We start from the raw sequence: 17,047 nt of genomic DNA on the forward strand, positions 1-17,047 counted from the left end.
GCCCGTTTCACCCTGCGCGGATTGTTTCAGGCGAATCAGTGATTCGCAATCCGCACTTACCTTTTTTTCTTGACCCAGATTTGCCGGTCGATCATGTCCTGCAGCGCCTTTTTCATCGCGGCATCTGTCTGGTCGTCGCCGGCATCCACTTCGCTGGCCTGCCGATTCGCCTGATCGCGGGCCGCCACGGCCTGTTGCAGCCGCCAGGTGACACCCTCATCGGTCACGCCTGCCATCTCGGCCTCGGCATCACGGATTTCCGCATGCGCACCGAGCGTGGCCTGATGTTTGGCGATATCCTCCAGCAGCGTGCTTTCGACGAAATCTCGGGTCGCGTCCGGTCGCAGGTGGCGGCTGATCCGCACATGTCCGACCGCCATGAGTTTTTCGCGCGGGTCATAACCCAGCCGCGCCGCAAGGGACGGTTCGAGATCCTGCTGGGGTCTATCTGGGGTGTCGGCCAGTTCAGACAAGAGCGCGTCACGAAAAACCGCGAGGTCGGGGCAGGCGAAGGGCAGGGTTTCGAGCGCGGCCTCGTGTTTTTCGGCAAGGGCGGGATGGTTGAGGCAGGCCATCAGGATCGCGCTTTCGCGGATCCGCGCCTCCTGGTCGGGCGCGTTGCCCTGCGCCAGCGCGCTTGATTTCGTGCTCGGTTGCACCGGACCGAAGCCGGTTCCGCGCCGGTCTCCCCCGCGCCGCCCGCCGCTTGCGCCGCCGCGCCAGTCATTGCGCCACCCGCCGCCACCCTGCGCGGATTTGGGGCGGAACAGATCCGCGCGGCGTGAGCGGATCTCGGCGCTGTAATGGTCGCGGATCGATTTGTCGGTGATCGTGCCGATCGTCTGGCGCAACGCCGCATCGAGTGCCGCGCGGCGCTCGGGACTGTCGAACTCCTTGCCTTCCGTTGCCTGTTGCCACAGCAGATCTACCATCGGCCGGGCTGTGGCGAGCACCGCCTGCATCGCATCCGCCCCGCCGGCGCGCAGCAGATCGTCTGGATCCTGCCCCTCGGGCAGAAGACAGAAGCGCAGCGACTTGCCGGCTGTCAGGAGCGGCAGGGCCAGCGGGATGAGCCGCATCGCGGCCCGCAGACCCGCCGCGTCGCCGTCGAGCGCGATCACCGGCTCGTCGGCCATGCGCCAGAGCATCCGCAGCTGGTCCTCGGTCACCGCGGTGCCAAGGGGGGCGACCGCGTGATCGAACCCCGCCTTGGCGAGCGCGATCACGTCCATATAGCCCTCGGCCACGATGAGCGCCTGCGCCTTGCCGGCAGCAGCGCGAGCGGGACCGATGTTGAACAGCGTGCGCCCCTTGTCGAAAAGCGGCGTGTCGGGCGAGTTGAGATATTTGGCCCGCGCATTCGGGTCGAGGCTGCGCCCGCCAAAGGCGATGCAGCGCCCGCGCGCATCGCGGATCGGGAACATGACCCGGCCGCGGAACCGGTCGAAGGGCTGGCCGCCATCTTCGGGACGGACGCACAGGCCCGCTTCGATGATCTGGGCCTCGGGCACCGATTTTTCCTGCAGGTGCGACCAGAGTGCCTGTCGCGTATCGGGCGCCCAGCCGATCTCGAACCGGTCCTGAACGGCCTCGGGCATGTCACGTGTCGCCAGATAGTCGCGCGCGACCTGACCGGCGCCGGCACGCAGTTGCAGCCGGTAGAACTGGACGGCCAGTTCCATGACATCGGCGAGCGCGCGCCCGGCCTCGGCCCGTTTCGCAGCCTCGGGGTCGCGTTCGGGCATCTGCATGCCGGCCTCGCCCGCGAGCAGCCGGATCGCCTCGATGAAATCGAGATTCTCCGTCTCCCGCACGAAGGTCACGGCGTCACCCTTCGCGTGACAGCCGAAGCAATAGTAGAAGCCCTTGGCATCATCGACGTGGAAGCTGGCGGTTTTTTCCTGATGGAACGGGCAGGGGGCCCAATAGTCCCCCTTGCCGGGATTGGACTTGCGATTGTCCCAGCTCACCTTGCGGCCGATCACCTGCGCGAGGGACAGGCGCGAGCGCAATTCTTCGATGAAACCGGGCGGGAGACTCATGCGTTGACTATCGGTCGCGGCGCGGGACGGCGCAAGCGGTCATTCGCCGCCGGACGGTGCGGCACTCGCGTTTTGGTTGTCACACAAGTGACGCAAGCCTAAGGTAGGTCGGGGCCATGAAAGAGGTTATAGACACCCAGATCCGTGAGCGCGCGCCATGGATCGAACGGTCCGCGCCGGGGATGGGACTGGTGCGGGGGGTCCTTCATTCGCTTCTGGCCTATGACCGGACATTGCGGATCGCAGAGGGGCTGGAACCCTTGCCCGCCCACGAGATCATGCGCGAAATGGTCGGCCGGATCGCCCATGACGTGGAGGCGACGGGCCTTGAAAATGTGCCGCGCCACGGGCCGGCGATGCTTGTCTGCAACCACCCGACCGGGATCGCGGACGGGATCATCCTTTACGCGTTGCTGGCCGATCTGCGGCCCGACCTCTTCTTCTTCGCCAATGTGGATGCGGTGCGGATCATGCCGCAGTTGGACGAGATCATTGCGCCTGTCGAATGGCGCGCCGACCGGCGCAGTCACGGCGACAACCGCGCCACGCTCGCCTATGCGCGGCGGGCCTTCAAGGACGGGCGGCTCGGGATCATGTTCCCGTCCGGGCGGCTCGCCAAGCGCCGCGGCTTCCGGCTGCATGAACGCCCGTGGATGCCGAGCGCGGCGATGCTCATCCGCAAATTCGGGATGCCGGTCGTGCCGCTGCATATCCGCGCGCGCAATTCCGCGCTCTTCTATTTCTTCGACCTGCTGCACCCGACGCTGCGTGACATCACGCTCTTCCACGAAGTGCTGAACAAGGATCGCCAGCGGTTCCAGATCACCGCCGGAGAGGCCATGGACGGCGCCCGCCTGCCGGCCAACTCGGCGGAGGCGACGGACATATTGCGGCGCGCGACCCTGTCGCTTGCAGGCGATCCGGCCATGTCCATGTTCAAGCCGAAGCCCCGTGCGGTGGCGACGACGGTCCTATCGCGCTAGTTGCCGGCCGCGCCTGTCCCGATAATAACGCTCTGGCGCTCGGCGCCGCTGTCTGCGTCAAAGATCCGGATCGTTTCACGGCCCGCCTCATCCCGCGTCACGACGGCGATCCAGTCCGAACCGAAGGTCACGGCACCGGCGGATGTGCCTTCGGGCAGCACGATACTGTCGGGCAGTGACGGCGCGGCCGTCTCTTGTGTCCGCAAGAAGGCCATGACAATGATCGCCATGATGACAGTGATCCCGACAATCAGGGTCGCGGTGAGCGCCGTGACAAGCCAGCGCAGCGCCCTGAGGCGTGGCGGCTCGGCGCCCTCGGCCTGCTGATCCGGTTGGTCCATCATGTCGAACTCCGCTCCTGACGCCACCCGCGTGACGATCACCCTGCCCGACGGGGCCGGGTCGCGTCTTGATAAGGCGCTGGCGGCCGCGGCGCCAGAGGAACTGTCGCTCAGCCGGTCACGGGTGCAGGCGCTCATCGCCGCCGGTGCGGTGCGGGACGCGGACGGGCGCGTCGCTGACAGCGGCAAGCAGGCGGCGCCGGCGGGCTCGGTCTGGACCATCGACTTGCCGCCGGCCGCGCCTGTCGATCTGGTGCCGCAGGATATCCCCCTTTCCGTGCTTTATGAGGATGCCGACCTGATCGTGGTCGACAAGCCGGCGGGCATGGTCGTCCACCCCGCGCCGGGCGCGCCGGACGGCACGCTGGCCAATGCGCTTCTGTACCATTGCGGCGACAGTCTGGCGGGGATTGGCGGCGAGAAGCGGCCGGGCATCGTCCACCGGATCGACAAGGACACATCCGGCATTCTTGTCGCGGCCAAGACCGACGCCGCGCATCAGGGCCTGTCGGCGCAATTCGCGGCCCATAGCGTGCTGCGTCAGTATCTGGCGGTCTCTTGGGGTGCGCCATCGGCGGGCGATGCGCGGCTGCGCGGTCTGAAGGGCGTGTCCTTCGAGCCGGGCAATGTGCTCAAGGTCGACCGGCCGATCGCGCGCCATGCCAGCGACCGGAAGAAAATGGCCGTGACGCCCGCCGGCGGCAAACGCGCCGTGACGCGCGCGCAGGTGCAGGAGGTTTTCGGCGGCGGCGCTGCGGCGCTTCTGCAATGCTGGCTGGAGACGGGCCGAACCCACCAAATCCGCGTGCATATGGCCTATGCCGGCCACGCGCTTCTGGGCGACCAGACCTATGGCGGGCGACGGCGGATGCCGGTGCGGGCCTTTGACGGGGCGGTCCGGTCACGGATCGAAGCCTTTCCGCGGCAGGCGCTCCACGCCGCGACGCTCGGCTTCACCCATCCGGTCAGCGGGACCGACATGCGGTTCGAGACCGCGCCACCGGCTGATTTCGCGGCGCTCTTGCAGGATCTGCGGGGCTCGGCCACCGGCTGACCCAATCCCCAAAAGTTTTGGCCGTCCTTCGAAAGCCGGCTGCGCGCGGGGTGCGTATCCGGTGCCCTGCGCCTGCATGTCCCCATCACGAGGCGCAGGTCGGGAGCAGAACGCGAAGCCGGACAAGCCATGAGCGAGCGGGAAATCATCATACTCGTCTTCTTGGCGGTGGTCGCGATGCTGATCCGTGTCGGCGCAACAGGCCGACGGCACGGATCGGATCGCGCGCGGCGCTCCCGACCCAAGGGACAAGCCCTGCAGCCCGCAAGACGGCGCCCTGCCCATCAGCTTCGTCGCCCGATCTCCCATCGGTCCGGTACATTGTCGGGACGGGCCTGGGTGATCGTTGGGGACACGATCGCAATCAAACAACAGAAAATCCGGCTCGCGGGCATCGACGCGCCGGAACTCGACGCGCCTTACGGGCAGAAGTCGAAATGGGCGATGGTGCAGATCTGCAAGGGGCAGACAGTGACCGCACATTTGACGGGTGAGACCTCTTATGACCGGCTTGTGGCCGTCTGCACGCTGCCGGACGGCCGGGACATAGGGGCAGAGCTTGTGGCACAGGGGCTTGCACTCGATTTCACGCGATTTTCCGGTGGACGCTACCGGCATCTGGAACCCAAAGGCGTCCGGTCGCGTTTGATGTGGGCGCGGCACAGGGCCGATTACGAGGCGAAGACCGGTAAGGCTGACAACTGAGCCGGGTGCGGATGACGCTCCGTCGACAGGCCAGCACGCGTGTTACAGCCGTTCACGCGGACCATGCCGCCGCTTCACGAACCCGTGCAAGCCGTTGAATCGGAAAGAATCCGCCGACAGATCACGGTAGGATCGCGCGACACCTTGATCGTCCGGCAGGGAGCGCATACCTGCCATGGACGCGCCGAACATGAACCAGAGCGCAGGAGGACAGAGATGAGCTATTCCAATCTTCCGGCCCCGTCGCCCGAGCAGGGCCTGTCGAACTATCTTCAGGAAATCCGCAAGTTCCCGATGCTGGAACCGGAGGAAGAGTATATGCTCGCCAAGGCCTGGGTTGACCACCAGGACAAGGAGAGCGCGCACAAGCTTGTCACCTCGCATCTGCGACTCGCCGCAAAGATTGCCATGGGCTATCGCGGCTATGGGCTGCCCACGGCCGAGGTCGTGTCGGAAGCCAATGTCGGCCTGATGCAGGCTGTCAAACGGTTCGACCCCGAAAAAGGGTTCCGGCTCGCAACCTATGCCATGTGGTGGATCCGCGCCTCGATCCAGGAATATATCCTGCGGTCATGGTCGCTGGTGAAAATGGGCACCACGTCGGCCCAGAAAAAGCTCTTCTTCAACCTGCGCAAGGCCAAGAACAAGATCGGCGCGCTGGAGGAAGGGGACCTGCGGCCCGAGAATGTCGCCCGGATCGCCAATGATCTGAACGTGACCGAGGATGAGGTCATCTCCATGAACCGGCGCATGTCGGGCGGGGATGCGTCGCTCAACGCGCAGATCAAGACCGATGGCGAAGGTGCTGCCGAATGGCAAGACTGGCTTCAGGACGAGGATGCCGACCAGGCCGCCGACTATGCCGAGAAGGACGAACTCGACAATCGCCGCGAGTTGCTCCTGCAAGCGATGAAAGTGCTCAACGAGCGCGAACGCGACATCCTGACCGAGCGCAAGCTGAAGGACGAGCCGCAGACGCTGGAGGATCTCAGCCAGCACTATGGCGTCAGCCGCGAACGGATCCGCCAGATCGAGGTGCGGGCCTTCGAGAAGATCCAGAAGAAGATGCGCGAACTCGCCGCCGAACGCGGCATGGTGCCGACCGTCGGATGACAGGTTTGACAGAATGAAAGAAGAAAGGGCGCCGCAATCGGGCGCCCTTTCTCATTTCAGCCCCTCCGAATCGAGAGGCCGGATTGCGTCAGGACAGCGGTTCCTTGCGCTTCCGCTGCAGAAAGAAATGCAGCAGGAAGAGGATGCCAGTGACCAGGTTGAGGATCATCCAGATTTTCTTGGGCAGAACCACGAAATAGACCGGGTTGTAGACCAGTGCGACGATCAGGAACAGCAGCACGGTCGGGCCGAATTTCCGTTGCAGGCGAACCTCGTTCGTTGCAATGGCCAGTGCGGCCAGAGCCACGATCCAGCGAAGTGCGAAGTAATATGTGAGCGGCAGCGGGATAATGCCGATAATCAGAAACGCCGCCGGGAGGATCCAAAGCAGGTTCCATGCATTGAAGCGCTTGGATTGGATTTCTGTACCGTTGACGCCATCGTCGTACTTGAAGTCAGTCATGGGGGCTCCTTATTTGACTTCCGGCACGTTATTCGAAGACTGTATTAAATCAATACTGTTTTGATTTTTTTGACAGTGTTTGCGCTGTTTATCTCTGTGGAGCAAAAGAGAAAGGGCGCCGCAGTCGGGCGCCCTTTTTGTCAGCTTCGGGGTGTCCGAGGCGTCTAGTCTTCCATCGCCTCCAGTTCGTCGATCATGCCGGAGATCATGTCGAGCCCCTTGTCCCAGAAGGCCGGGTCGGTGGCGTCGAGGCCGAAGGGGGCCAGCAGTTCCTTGTGGTTCTTCGATCCGCCGGCCGCGAGCAGGTCGAAATATTTCTGCTCGAACCCCGCATCCCCGTCGCGATAGACGGCATAGAGCGCATTCACCAGCCCGTCCCCGAACGCATAGGCGTAGACGTAGAAGGGCGAGTGGATGAAATGCGGGATGTAGGACCAGAAGGTCTCATAGCCGTCCATGTAATCGAAGACAGGCCCGAGGCTCTCCTCCTGCACGCCCATCCAGATCGCGTTGATCTGGTCGGGCGTGAGTTCCCCTTCGGCGCGGGCCGCGTGCAGGCGGCACTCGAAATCGTAGAAGGCAATCTGGCGCACGACCGTGTTGATCATGTCCTCGACCTTGCCGGCGAGCAGCACCTTGCGGGTCCTGGCGTCGGGCGCGGCGTCGAGCAGTTTCTGGAAGGTCAGCATCTCGCCGAAGACCGAAGCCGTTTCGGCAAGCGTCAGAGGCGTGCCGGACAGAAGCTCGCCCTGACCGGCGGCCAGCACCTGATGCACGCCATGACCCAGTTCGTGCGCCAGCGTCATCACGTCCCGCGGCTTGCCCAGATAGTTCAGCATCACATAGGGGTGCACGGTCGTCACCGTGGGGTGTGCAAACGCCCCCGGCGCCTTGCCGGGCTTGACCGGCGCGTCGATCCAGCCCTTGTCGAAGAACGGCTCCGCCAGTTCCGCCATTCTGGGATCGAAGCCCGCATAGGCGTCCAGCACGGTCTGGCGTGCCTCGTCCCAGCCGACCGTCCGGTCATCGGCCATCGGCAGGGGGGCGTTGCGGTCCCAGACCTGCAACCGGTCAAGGCCAAGCCACTTCGCCTTCAGCGCATAGTAGCGGTGGGACAGTTTCGGATAGGCCGCGACCACCGCGTCGCGCAGCGCCTCGACCACTTCGGGTTCCACATCGTTCGACAGGTGGCGGCCGGTCTGCGGTGTTGGCATCTTGCGCCATTTGTCCTCGACCTGCTTTTCCTTGGCGAGCGTGTTGGTGATGCGCGCGAAGAGCGGCAGGTTCTTGACGAACACTGTGCCGAGCGCGCGGGCCCCGGCCTCGCGGCGTTTGCGGTCTGCATCGGTCAGAAGGTTCAGCGTGGCTTCGAGCGGCAGCGGGTCATCCTCGCCCTCCACGTCGAATTCGAGTGCGGCCATCGTCTCGTCAAAGAGCCGGTTCCAGGCGGCCGCCCCGACGACCGACTGGTCGTGCAGGAACTTCTCCAGTTCGTCGGACAGCTGGTAGGGCTTCATCTTGCGCATCCGGTCGAGCACAGGCTTGTAGCGGGCCAGATCGTCGCTGGCCGAGACCAGCGCCGCATAGCGGTCGTCGGAGATCCGGTTCAGTTCCAGCGAGAAGAAGACAAGCTGCGTCGAATGGTCGGTCAGCGTCGCCTGCATGTCGGACATGAATTTGGCGCGCTCCGCATCGACCGTGTTCTGGTAGTAGCGCAGGCCCGCATAGGACATGATCCGGCCCTCGACCTCGCCGATCTTTTCCCAGCGGCGGATGCAGGCGAGCATCGCGTCCGCATCGAGCGTGTCGAGCTTGCCCTCGTAATCCGCGGCAAAGGCGGCACATTCCCCTTCCAGCCAGTCGAGGTCGCGTGCCAGTTCCGGCGCGTCCTGTCCGGTATACAGGTCGTCGAGGTTCCACTCCGGCAGGTCGCCAAGCGCCCCCCCGGCAGGATCGCGGCTGTCGCGGAGGATCGTGGTCGGTTGGGATCGGGTGCGCATCGGCGGCTCTCCTGATGTTTCGGACTTTGTCCTGACATAGGCCGGATGGCGCGCCGATTGAAGGGGCTCAGAGCGTCAGATCGACAGAGACGGGAAAATGGTCGGAGGCTGTCAGGAGCGCCTCGCGCATCCTGTCGTCGGCATAGCAGTCCGGATCGTCGAACGGGTGCCAGATCTGCCAGCGCCCGCCCGTATCAGCGGCGAAGTCCGGGCTCAGCATCACATAGTCGAGCATCGCGTTGAGATAGCGGTGCAATTCCTTGGAGTAAAAGCGCGCGGTCGAGAGCGCCCACCCCTGTCGCGGGTCGAGCCACAGGCGGGCGTGCGGCTCGGCCAGCATCCGGTCGGGCGGCATGTTGGTCCCAATCACGATCTCGATGCCGGACCGCCCGAACAGTTTCTCATAGCCGTCGAGGCCCGGACCGTCGTTGAAATCGCCCAAGACAACCAGATCGTCGCCCGCATCCAGATGCGCATCGACCCGCTGGCGGATCCAGATGCACTGGGCCAGCTGCTTGCGCCGGTTGGCGATCGAGATGCGCGTCTCGTCCTGCCGGTTGCGCGCCCCGTGTGGCGCTTTCGACTTGGCATGGACGCCGATCATCCGGAACTTTCGTCCCGACGGCAGGGCGGTCACCGCCAGTTCAAGGGGCGGTTTGGAAAACCGGTGGATCTCGGGTTCCGCATCCACGTCGATATCGAGCCGGAAGGCACTGTCGAACCGCGGGGCCGTGACGGAGCCGCGCCCGTCGGACCCTTCGCCTTTCGGATCGTGCTCGACCATGACACGGGCCGGATCGAAGAGCACCGCCAGTTCCTGCTGGGTCTCGTTGGCGAACCCCATGGCAGCCCGGCTCTGGCGCAGCCCGAACGCGGCGGCGAACTGCTCCAGCGCGTCGACCGTATTTTGCTTGTGGCCGGTGTTCGGGGCCTCGACGATGAAAGTCAGGTCGGCATCGACAGCGCGCAGCACGGTCGCAATGGCATTGGCCTGCTGGCGGCGGGTGACATTGTGGCGCCGCGACCATTCATCGTCGAGCAACAGTTTGTTGTCTTTGGAAAAAAGCTCCGCGAACCATTCGATATTATAGGTCGCGATGCGCATCTCATCCCGGCACGGTCTGGTGGCTGATCGTCTCCCAGGCGCGGTTGATGTCGGCCATGCGGCGGCTGGCGAGCTTCACCGCCTCTTCGGGCAGGCCGCGGGCGATCATCCGGTCGGGATGGTTTTCCCGCACCAGTTCGCGCCAGCGTTTGCGCACTTCGGGCAGGGGCGCGTTGGGCGCCACCCCGAGGATCGTATAGGGGTCCTTCTCCGCGCCCGGGACCCAGCGGGCCCGTAGGCTCTGGAAACAGCTGTCGGGGATCTCGAAAATTTCCGCCACCTGATGCAGAAACTCGTCCTCCTGCGGATGGTAGGTGCCGTCCGCCATGGAGATGTGGAACAGCCCTTCGAGCAGGTCCTGCAGCGCGGTCTTGTTGCCGGTGAACATGCGCGCAATGCGCTGGGCATAAATCTCGAACCCGGCCACGTCCTGCCGGGCGAGATTGAAGACGCGGGCGGCCTGCTCCTCATCCTCGGCATTGATGTGGAACACCTGCCGGAAGGCCTGCACCTCGTCCCGCGTGACCTGACCGTCGGCCTTGGCCATTTTCGCACCGAGCGCGATCACCGCGATGGTGAAGGCAATCGAGCGTTCGGGCGGCGTGTTCAGCCGCTCGAACACGCTGGAGAGCGATTCTCCGGCGGCGAGTGCGGACAGGGCCTGGGATATGCGGGACCAGATGGACATGGCGCCAGTCTAGCAGGTCCGCCCGCGCCGACCAGCGCCATTCACGGAAAATTTCGTCGCAGGGGAGCGGCACTGGAGTAGTGCCGCGCTACGGCTTAACTGTCTGCCGTATCGAGCTTTTTCAACATGACCGTCACATCGTGCCAGCGGTCGAACTTGCGGCCAACTTCGGGCAGAACGCAGAGCGTCTCGAAGCCGCAGGCTGCGTGGAAGGTGACGCCGGCAGGATTTTCGCCAGATACATAGGCAAAGAGCCGGTGCACGCCTTGCGCGCGGGCCATCTCCTCAAGCGCTGCCATGAGCGCCCGTCCTGCACCGCGCCCGCGCGCGCCGGGCGCCAGAATGATCGTATGTTCGCCCGTGTGCCGGTAGCCGTTGCCGGGCCGGTAGGGAAAGAGCGCAGCAAACCCGATCAGTTCGCCCGCATCCTCGGCCACGATCATCCCGCGCGGCATACCCTCCGGCGGGGCCATGGCCGCTTCGATGGCATCCAGCGACTTTTCGGTCGTGTTCACGGTGACGCCCGTGTCGCGGATCACCGGGTTCCAGATGGCCGCGATGGCCGGTGCATCGGCAGGGCGGGCAGGGCGGATCAGGGGTGTGTCGGGCATGCGCATCGGCTTTCGGGACAGGTCGCGCGCACGCTAGGCCAGCCCGGTCGCCCTGTCGAGCGCCCTTGGGTGATTGCAGCCCCCGCCCGGACCCCCTAAAGCTGTGACCGTCACTAAAGGGAGCGAAACATGACGGCTTGGGATTTCTGGATCGACCGTGGCGGCACATTCACCGACATCGTGGCGCGCGATCCCGAAGGCCGGATATCAACGGCCAAGCTCCTGAGCGAAAATCCCGAGCTTTACGCCGATGCTGCCCTGCAGGGCATTCGTGACTTCCTGTCGCTCGATGCAGATGCGCCGATCCCGGCGGACCGGATCGGGGCGGTGAAAATGGGGACGACCGTGGCCACCAACGCGCTGCTGGAGCGCAAGGGTGAACCGCTGGCGCTCGTCATCACGTCCGGGCTTCGCGACCAGTTGCGGCTGGCCTATCAGGCGCGGCCCCGGCTCTTCGACCGGCAGATTGTTTTGCCCGAGATGCTCTATCGCGAGGTGATCGAGGCCGACGAGCGGCTTCGCGCCGACGGATCGGTGGAACGGCCCCTCGACGCGGACCGGTTGCGCACCGATCTGGAAGCGGCCCGCGCACGCGGGCTCGATGCCTGCGCGATCGTGTTCGTGCACGGCTATCGCCACACGGCGCATGAGGCAGAGGCCGCGCGGATCGCCCGCGAGATCGGTTTCGGGCAGGTCTCGGTCAGCCATGAAGTGTCGCCGCTGATGAAGATGGTGTCGCGCGGCGACACGACCGTGGTCGATGCCTATCTGACCCCGATCCTGAGGCGCTACATCGATCGCGTGGCGGCGGCCTTTGACGGGGACATGGGCGGCAAGCTCATGTTCATGCAGTCGAATGGCGGGCTGACCGACGCGGGCATGTTCCAGGGCAAGGACGCGATCCTGTCCGGCCCGGCCGGTGGCGTCGTGGGCTGCGTGCGCACCAGCCAGATCGCCGGCATGGACCGCGTGATCGGCTTCGACATGGGCGGCACCTCGACCGATGTGTGTCACTTCAACGGCGAATATGAGCGGGTGCTCAATACCGAAGTGGCCGGCGTGCGGATCACCGCCCCGATGATGAACATCCACACGGTCGCGGCCGGCGGCGGGTCGCTCCTGACCTATGACAATGGCCGATTGCAGGTCGGGCCGGAAAGCGCGGGCGCCGATCCCGGACCGGCGGCCTACGGGCGCGGCGGGCCGCTCGCAGTCACCGATGCGAACGTGCTGACCGGGCGGCTCGATCCGGATTTCTTCCCGGCGATTTTCGGCCCCGAAGGGGACCGGCCGCTTGATCTGGCCGCGACGCGGGCACGGTTCGACGCGCTCGCCCGAGAGGTCGGCAAATCGGCAGAGGAGATCGCCGAGGGCTACCTGACAATCGCGGTGGAAAACATGGCCAACGCGATCAAGACGATCAGCGTGCAGCGCGGCCATGACGTGACCGGCTATTGCCTGACCGTGTTCGGCGGCGCCGGCGCGCAATTCGCCTGCGCCATTGCCGACACGCTGGGGATGGAAACCTGCCTGATCCACCCGCATGCCTCGCTTCTGTCCGCCTACGGGATGGGGCTGGCCGATCTGCGCGCGTCCCGCGTCGAGGCGTTGGAGGAAGACCTGTCGGAGACGAGCCGGATGCGGGCAGCCGCGATCATCGACCGTCTGGGCTCGGCGGCGACGGACGAACTTGTCGCGCAGAATGTGGGTGAGGCCGACCAGACGCTGGTGCCGCGCCTGATGATCAAGGTCAAGGGCACGGACACGGCCCTGCCGATCCCCTTTGGCGACCTCGATGCGATGCGGGACGCGTTCGCGCAGGATCATCGCGCGCGGTTCGGGTTCGACCCGGGCGATGCGGCGCTGGTGGTGGAGAGCGTGTCCGTGGAAGCCGTCGGCGGGGCGGCCACGCTCGAAGAAGAGGTGGCGGACGAGATCGCGCGCGGTGAGGGCGACTACGCGGTGGCCAAATCCGCGCCCGTCTGGATTGATGGCGGCTGGGTCGAGACGCGGTTCATCCGCCGCGATGCCCTGCGACACGGCGACCGTGTCACCGGTCCGGCGGTGATCGTCGAGCCGCACACGTCCGTGCTGGTATCACCGGGCTGGCAGGCGCGGATCACCGGCCATGACCATGTGCTTTTGTCGCGGATCGAGGCGCGGCCAAGCCGCATGGCGCTCGGCACCGAAGCCGATCCCGTCATGCTTGAAGTGTTCAACAACCTCTACATGTCGATTGCCGAGCAGATGGGCGCGGTGCTGGAAAACACAGCAGCTTCCGTCACCATCAAGGAACGGCTCGATTTCAGCTGTGCCGTGTTCGACGCGTCCGGCGACCTGATCGCCAATGCGCCGCATATGCCGGTGCATCTGGGCTCCATGGGAGCGTCGGTGAAGACGGTGATCGCACAGAACCCGGGCATGGCACCGGGCGACGTGTTCATGCTGAACGCGCCCTACAATGGCGGCACGCATCTGCCCGACATCACCGTGGTTGCGCCAGTCTGGGACGATGCAGGGCAGGAGGTGCTCTTCTACACCGCTGCACGCGGGCACCATACGGATGTGGGCGGTCTGACGCCCGGATCCATGCCGCCCGACAGCCGCACCATCCATGATGAGGGCGCCTATATCGACAATTTCAAACTCGTCTCCGGCGGGCGGTTCCTGGAGGCGGAGACACGCGATCTGCTCCTGTCCGCCAGACATCCGGTGCGGGCGGTCGATGTGAATATTGCCGATCTGAAGGCGCAGGTGGCGAGCTGCGAGAAGGGCGCGCAGGAACTGCGCCGCATGGTCGGCCATTTCGGGCTCGATGTTGTCCGCGCCTATATGGCCCATGTGCAGGACAATGCGGAAGAATGTGTCCGCCGTGCCATCGAGACGCTGCATGATGCTGAGATCACCTATCAGATGGACCCGGATTTCGACGGCAACCCGCGCGAGATCCGGTTGAAGATCACGGTCGACCGCGCGGCGCGGCGTGCGACCATCGATTTCAGCGGCACCACGGGACAGCTTGCGACCAACTATAATGCGCCCGAACCGGTGACTCGCGCGGCGGTGCTCTACGTGTTCCGGCTGCTGGTGGACGACAATATCCCGATGAACGAGGGGGTGATGAAGCCGCTCGACGTCATCCTGCCGCGCGGCACCATGCTCTCGCCCGACTATCCGGCCGCTGTGATTGCCGGCAATGTCGAGACGAGCCAGGCCGTCACCTCGGCACTCCTGCTGGCGCTCGGTGTGCAGGCAGCGGCCCAGTCTACGATGAACAACACGACCTGGGGCAATGACCGCTACCAGTATTACGAGACCGTCTGCGGCGGATCGGGCGCGGGGCGGCTCGCGGACGGCTCGGGCCATCCGGGCACGGGCGGGGTCCACACCCACATGACCAACTCGCGGCTGACCGATCCAGAAGTGCTCGAATGGCGCTTCCCGGTGCTGCTGGAAGAATTCTCGATCCGGCAGGGCTCGGGCGGCGAAGGCGCGTTCCGCGGCGGCGACGGCACGCGGCGGCGCATCCGGTTCCTCGAACCCATGGTTCTGGCGATCCTGACGGGCCACCGCGTCGTGCCGCCGCCGGGGCTCGGGCAGGGCGGTCCGGGCGCGCTTGGCCGGTCGCGTGTCGTGCGGGCCGACGGCCGGGTAGACGAATTGCGCTCGGCCGACCAGACGCAGATGGCGGCCGGAGACCTCTACTGGCTCGATACACCGAGCGGCGGCGGCTACACGCCCGGCTAGGGTCAGATCCGTGCGCCGGTCTCGCTGTCGAAGAAGGCGAGGCCGCGCCGGTCCACCCGGAAACCCGCCTCGGCACCCGGCCGCAGTGCGGTCATCGGGTGCAGCCGCGCAATGAGTTTCGATGCCCCCTGCAGGGCGAGCGTCGCGAACAGGTCCGATCCGGTCTGCTCCACCTGCGTGACCGGCAGCGACAGGTCGCCCCCGTCCGGCGCATGATCGAGTGATTCCGGCCGCAGTCCGAGCTGGACCGGCCCGTCGGGCAGACGTGTCCCGGCGTCGAGCGCAATCTCGTGCGGGGCGCCGTCCGCGTCGGTCAGAATGGCGACCTGCGCGCCGCTGCGGCTCTCGATCCGCGCGGGCACGATGCCCATCGGCGGAGCACCCATGAAGCCGGCGACGAACGTATTGGCGGGATTGCGGTAGATCTCGTCGGGTGTGCCGACCTGCTGGACGAGCCCGCCGTTCAGCACGACGATCTTGGTCGCGAGGGTCATCGCCTCGATCTGGTCGTGGGTCACATAGACGATCGAGGCGCTGACCCGCTCGTGCAGCGCGCGGATCTCGGCCCGCATCTCGCCGCGCAGCCGCGCATCGAGGTTGGAGAGCGGTTCATCAAAGAGAAAGAGTTTCGGGTCGCGCACCAGCGCCCGCCCGATCGCGACGCGCTGCCGCTGGCCGCCTGACAAGGCGGCGGGCTTGCGGTCGACGAGCGGTTCGATCTGCAGGATGCGGGCGACTTCGGCCAGTTTCTCCGCCTGCGCGGCTTTACTCTCGCCGCGCACCTTCATCCCGAAGGTCACATTCTCGCCCACGGTCATGTTGGGATAGAGCGCGTAGCTCTGGAACACCATCGCGATGTCACGGTCCTTCGGGGCGACCGCGTTGACGCAGGCGCCGTCGATGCGGATCTCGCCATCGGTGACGGCTTCCAGCCCCGCGATACAGTTCAGAAGCGTCGATTTCCCGCAGCCCGACGGCCCAAGCAGCACCAGAAAGTCGCCCGGGTCGATGCTGACGGACACGTCATGCAGCACCTCCACGTCACCGTAACTTTTGCGCAGGCGGTCGATTTCCAGAATGGGCGTGGTCATGGCAGGGCTCACTTAACTGGCGGCGGCGCGGTCGAGCCGCGCACGATCAGGTCAACAGGTTCGAGATGGCGCAGCACCTGGTCCGGTTCGGCCACGAGGCGCTGCAGCATGTCGGCGATTTCAAGGCCCGCGCGGCGGATCGGCGCCCGGGTCACGGTCAGGGGCACGGAAAAATTCTCGGTCTTCAGCGACGACAGCCCGTCATCGTGGCTGATGACGGAGATGTCGCGTCCGATGGCAAGGCCGACATCGCGGATCGCGCGCTGCGCCCCCATGGCCAGAATCATTGACGAGCAGATGATACCGGTCGGCGGCGCGTCGGAGGCAAGCATGGCCTGCATCTCCGCATAGCCGGTTTCCTCGGTCATCGGGACCTGCACCAGCAGGCGCGGATCGTCCGGCAGGCCGGCAGCGCCGAGCGCATCGCGATAGGCGCGAAGCCTGTCGATGGCGAACATCGCGTCGGGCGTGCCGTTCAAAAACGCGATCCGCCGGTGGCCGAGTTGCAGGAGCAAGTCTGTCGCCTGCCGGAAGGCACCGTAATTGTCGATATCGTAGAAGCTGTAGGGCCGGTCGGACGCGCATTGCCCGTGAACGACAAAGGGGAAGGACAGGTCGAGCAGGGCCTCCACCCGCGGGTCGTGCTGCTTGGGCGCAGAGACGACAAACCCGTCCACCTTGCCGGTCTCGGCATAGCGGCGGAAGACACTGGCCTGCGCGTCCTGTGGTGCGGATGTCATGACCACATCGATCTCCGCCTCGGCAAGGCGGCGTGTCATGCCGGCCAGGAAATCCGCAAAATGCGGGTCGATCAGCATGTTGCGGTTGGCGGTCAGGATGATCCCCACGGCATCGGCGCGGCCGGTGGCCAGACGCCGCGCCGCGGTGTTGGGGCGGTAGTTCAGTTCCTGCGCGGCGGCGGCCACCCGTTCGCGGGTCCGCGCGCTCACCGTCTCATATCCGTTCAGCGCACGGCTGACGGTGGCCTGGCTGAGGCCCAGATGGTCGGCAAGGGTCTTGAGGTTGGTCACGCGGACATCCTTTCTGACCCGGCATTATGTAAAGCGCTTTCAATCCTGTCAAATGATCTGATCGGGCGATTTT

At 65.5% G+C, this 17,047-nt stretch carries 14 protein-coding genes; 5 read left to right on the forward strand and 9 right to left on the reverse strand.

Annotation, left to right across the window (positions count from 1 at the left end; translation table 11 throughout):
• Positions 1–56 precede the first annotated feature (56 nt).
• Entirely contained in the window at positions 57–2,042 is a 1,986-nt protein-coding gene (gene dnaG, locus GSH16_RS07280; RefSeq protein ID WP_160853549.1) for a DNA primase, read from the reverse strand.
• A 116-nt stretch (positions 2,043–2,158) separates the two neighbouring features.
• Between dnaG and GSH16_RS07285 the strand changes: the two genes are divergently transcribed.
• Positions 2,159–3,025, forward strand: a complete 867-nt coding sequence (locus GSH16_RS07285) for a 1-acyl-sn-glycerol-3-phosphate acyltransferase (RefSeq protein WP_160853551.1) — start codon at positions 2,159–2,161, stop codon at positions 3,023–3,025.
• Here GSH16_RS07285 and GSH16_RS07290 read toward each other — a convergent pair.
• Positions 3,022–3,366 carry a DUF6476 family protein gene (locus tag GSH16_RS07290; protein ID WP_160853553.1) on the reverse strand — a complete coding sequence of 115 codons (345 nt, stop codon included), beginning with the start codon at positions 3,364–3,366 and terminating at the stop codon, positions 3,022–3,024. The two genes, GSH16_RS07285 and GSH16_RS07290, sit on opposite strands and share 4 nt — an antisense overlap.
• Position 3,367: 1 nt before the next feature.
• Between GSH16_RS07290 and GSH16_RS07295 the strand changes: the two genes are divergently transcribed.
• From GSH16_RS07295 to rpoH, 3 genes are all read left to right on the forward strand, one after another.
• Complete coding sequence (locus GSH16_RS07295; protein ID WP_160853554.1) at positions 3,368–4,420, forward strand: RluA family pseudouridine synthase; 1,053 nt, start codon at positions 3,368–3,370, stop codon at positions 4,418–4,420.
• A 129-nt stretch (positions 4,421–4,549) separates the two neighbouring features.
• Entirely contained in the window at positions 4,550–5,125 is a 576-nt protein-coding gene (locus GSH16_RS07300; protein ID WP_160853556.1) for a thermonuclease family protein, read from the forward strand.
• Between the two features lie 216 nt (positions 5,126–5,341).
• Positions 5,342–6,238 carry an RNA polymerase sigma factor RpoH gene (gene rpoH, locus GSH16_RS07305; protein ID WP_160853558.1) on the forward strand — a complete coding sequence of 299 codons (897 nt, stop codon included), beginning with the start codon at positions 5,342–5,344 and terminating at the stop codon, positions 6,236–6,238.
• A gap of 88 nt (positions 6,239–6,326) precedes the next feature.
• Here rpoH and GSH16_RS07310 read toward each other — a convergent pair whose 3' ends face one another.
• From GSH16_RS07310 to GSH16_RS07330, 5 genes are all read right to left on the reverse strand, one after another.
• Positions 6,327–6,701, reverse strand: coding sequence for a DUF6804 family protein (locus GSH16_RS07310; protein WP_160853560.1), 375 nt, complete (start codon positions 6,699–6,701; stop codon positions 6,327–6,329).
• A 164-nt stretch (positions 6,702–6,865) separates the two neighbouring features.
• Positions 6,866–8,701 (reverse strand): M3 family oligoendopeptidase, encoded by a 1,836-nt coding sequence (locus GSH16_RS07315; protein WP_160853562.1) that lies wholly within the window; start codon positions 8,699–8,701, stop codon positions 6,866–6,868.
• A gap of 67 nt (positions 8,702–8,768) precedes the next feature.
• Positions 8,769–9,806, reverse strand: a complete 1,038-nt coding sequence (locus GSH16_RS07320) for an endonuclease/exonuclease/phosphatase family protein (protein WP_160853564.1) — start codon at positions 9,804–9,806, stop codon at positions 8,769–8,771.
• 1 nt (position 9,807) lies between these two features.
• On the reverse strand, positions 9,808–10,494 hold the full coding sequence (locus tag GSH16_RS07325) for a molecular chaperone DjiA (RefSeq protein WP_160853566.1): 687 nt from the start codon (positions 10,492–10,494) through the stop codon (positions 9,808–9,810).
• 95 nt (positions 10,495–10,589) lie between these two features.
• Positions 10,590–11,090, reverse strand: a complete 501-nt coding sequence (locus tag GSH16_RS07330; RefSeq protein WP_160855114.1) for a GNAT family N-acetyltransferase — start codon at positions 11,088–11,090, stop codon at positions 10,590–10,592.
• A gap of 144 nt (positions 11,091–11,234) precedes the next feature.
• Here GSH16_RS07330 and GSH16_RS07335 point away from each other — a divergent pair, with 144 nt between their 5' ends.
• Entirely contained in the window at positions 11,235–14,852 is a 3,618-nt protein-coding gene (locus GSH16_RS07335) for a hydantoinase B/oxoprolinase family protein (RefSeq protein ID WP_160853568.1), read from the forward strand.
• Positions 14,853–14,854: 2 nt separating this feature from the next.
• On the opposite strand, the gene GSH16_RS07340 is transcribed toward GSH16_RS07335, so the two are convergent.
• The gene (locus GSH16_RS07340; RefSeq protein WP_160853570.1) at positions 14,855–15,943 is read right to left on the reverse strand and encodes an ABC transporter ATP-binding protein; all 1,089 of its coding nucleotides are present in this window, start codon (positions 15,941–15,943) and stop codon (positions 14,855–14,857) included.
• An 8-nt stretch (positions 15,944–15,951) separates the two neighbouring features.
• Positions 15,952–16,974 (reverse strand): substrate-binding domain-containing protein, encoded by a 1,023-nt coding sequence (locus GSH16_RS07345; RefSeq protein WP_160853572.1) that lies wholly within the window; start codon positions 16,972–16,974, stop codon positions 15,952–15,954.
• Positions 16,975–17,047 lie beyond the last annotated feature (73 nt).

Source organism: Oceanomicrobium pacificus, assembly GCF_009833495.1.
Lineage (GTDB): Bacteria > Pseudomonadota > Alphaproteobacteria > Rhodobacterales > Rhodobacteraceae > Oceanomicrobium > Oceanomicrobium pacificus.

What these genes read in the sequence shown, in the direction of transcription:
- dnaG (WP_160853549.1), bottom strand. Translation starts at nt 2,042, where the DNA reads ATGAGTCTCCCGCCCGGTTTCATCGAAGAATTGCGCTCGCGCCTGTCC.
- GSH16_RS07285 (WP_160853551.1), top strand. Translation starts at nt 2,159, where the DNA reads ATGAAAGAGGTTATAGACACCCAGATCCGTGAGCGCGCGCCATGGATC.
- GSH16_RS07290 (WP_160853553.1), bottom strand. Translation starts at nt 3,366, where the DNA reads ATGGACCAACCGGATCAGCAGGCCGAGGGCGCCGAGCCGCCACGCCTC.
- GSH16_RS07295 (WP_160853554.1), top strand. Translation starts at nt 3,368, where the DNA reads ATGTCGAACTCCGCTCCTGACGCCACCCGCGTGACGATCACCCTGCCC.
- GSH16_RS07300 (WP_160853556.1), top strand. Translation starts at nt 4,550, where the DNA reads ATGAGCGAGCGGGAAATCATCATACTCGTCTTCTTGGCGGTGGTCGCG.
- rpoH (WP_160853558.1), top strand. Translation starts at nt 5,342, where the DNA reads ATGAGCTATTCCAATCTTCCGGCCCCGTCGCCCGAGCAGGGCCTGTCG.
- GSH16_RS07310 (WP_160853560.1), bottom strand. Translation starts at nt 6,701, where the DNA reads ATGACTGACTTCAAGTACGACGATGGCGTCAACGGTACAGAAATCCAA.
- GSH16_RS07315 (WP_160853562.1), bottom strand. Translation starts at nt 8,701, where the DNA reads ATGCGCACCCGATCCCAACCGACCACGATCCTCCGCGACAGCCGCGAT.
- GSH16_RS07320 (WP_160853564.1), bottom strand. Translation starts at nt 9,806, where the DNA reads ATGCGCATCGCGACCTATAATATCGAATGGTTCGCGGAGCTTTTTTCC.
- GSH16_RS07325 (WP_160853566.1), bottom strand. Translation starts at nt 10,494, where the DNA reads ATGTCCATCTGGTCCCGCATATCCCAGGCCCTGTCCGCACTCGCCGCC.
- GSH16_RS07335 (WP_160853568.1), top strand. Translation starts at nt 11,235, where the DNA reads ATGACGGCTTGGGATTTCTGGATCGACCGTGGCGGCACATTCACCGAC.
- GSH16_RS07340 (WP_160853570.1), bottom strand. Translation starts at nt 15,943, where the DNA reads ATGACCACGCCCATTCTGGAAATCGACCGCCTGCGCAAAAGTTACGGT.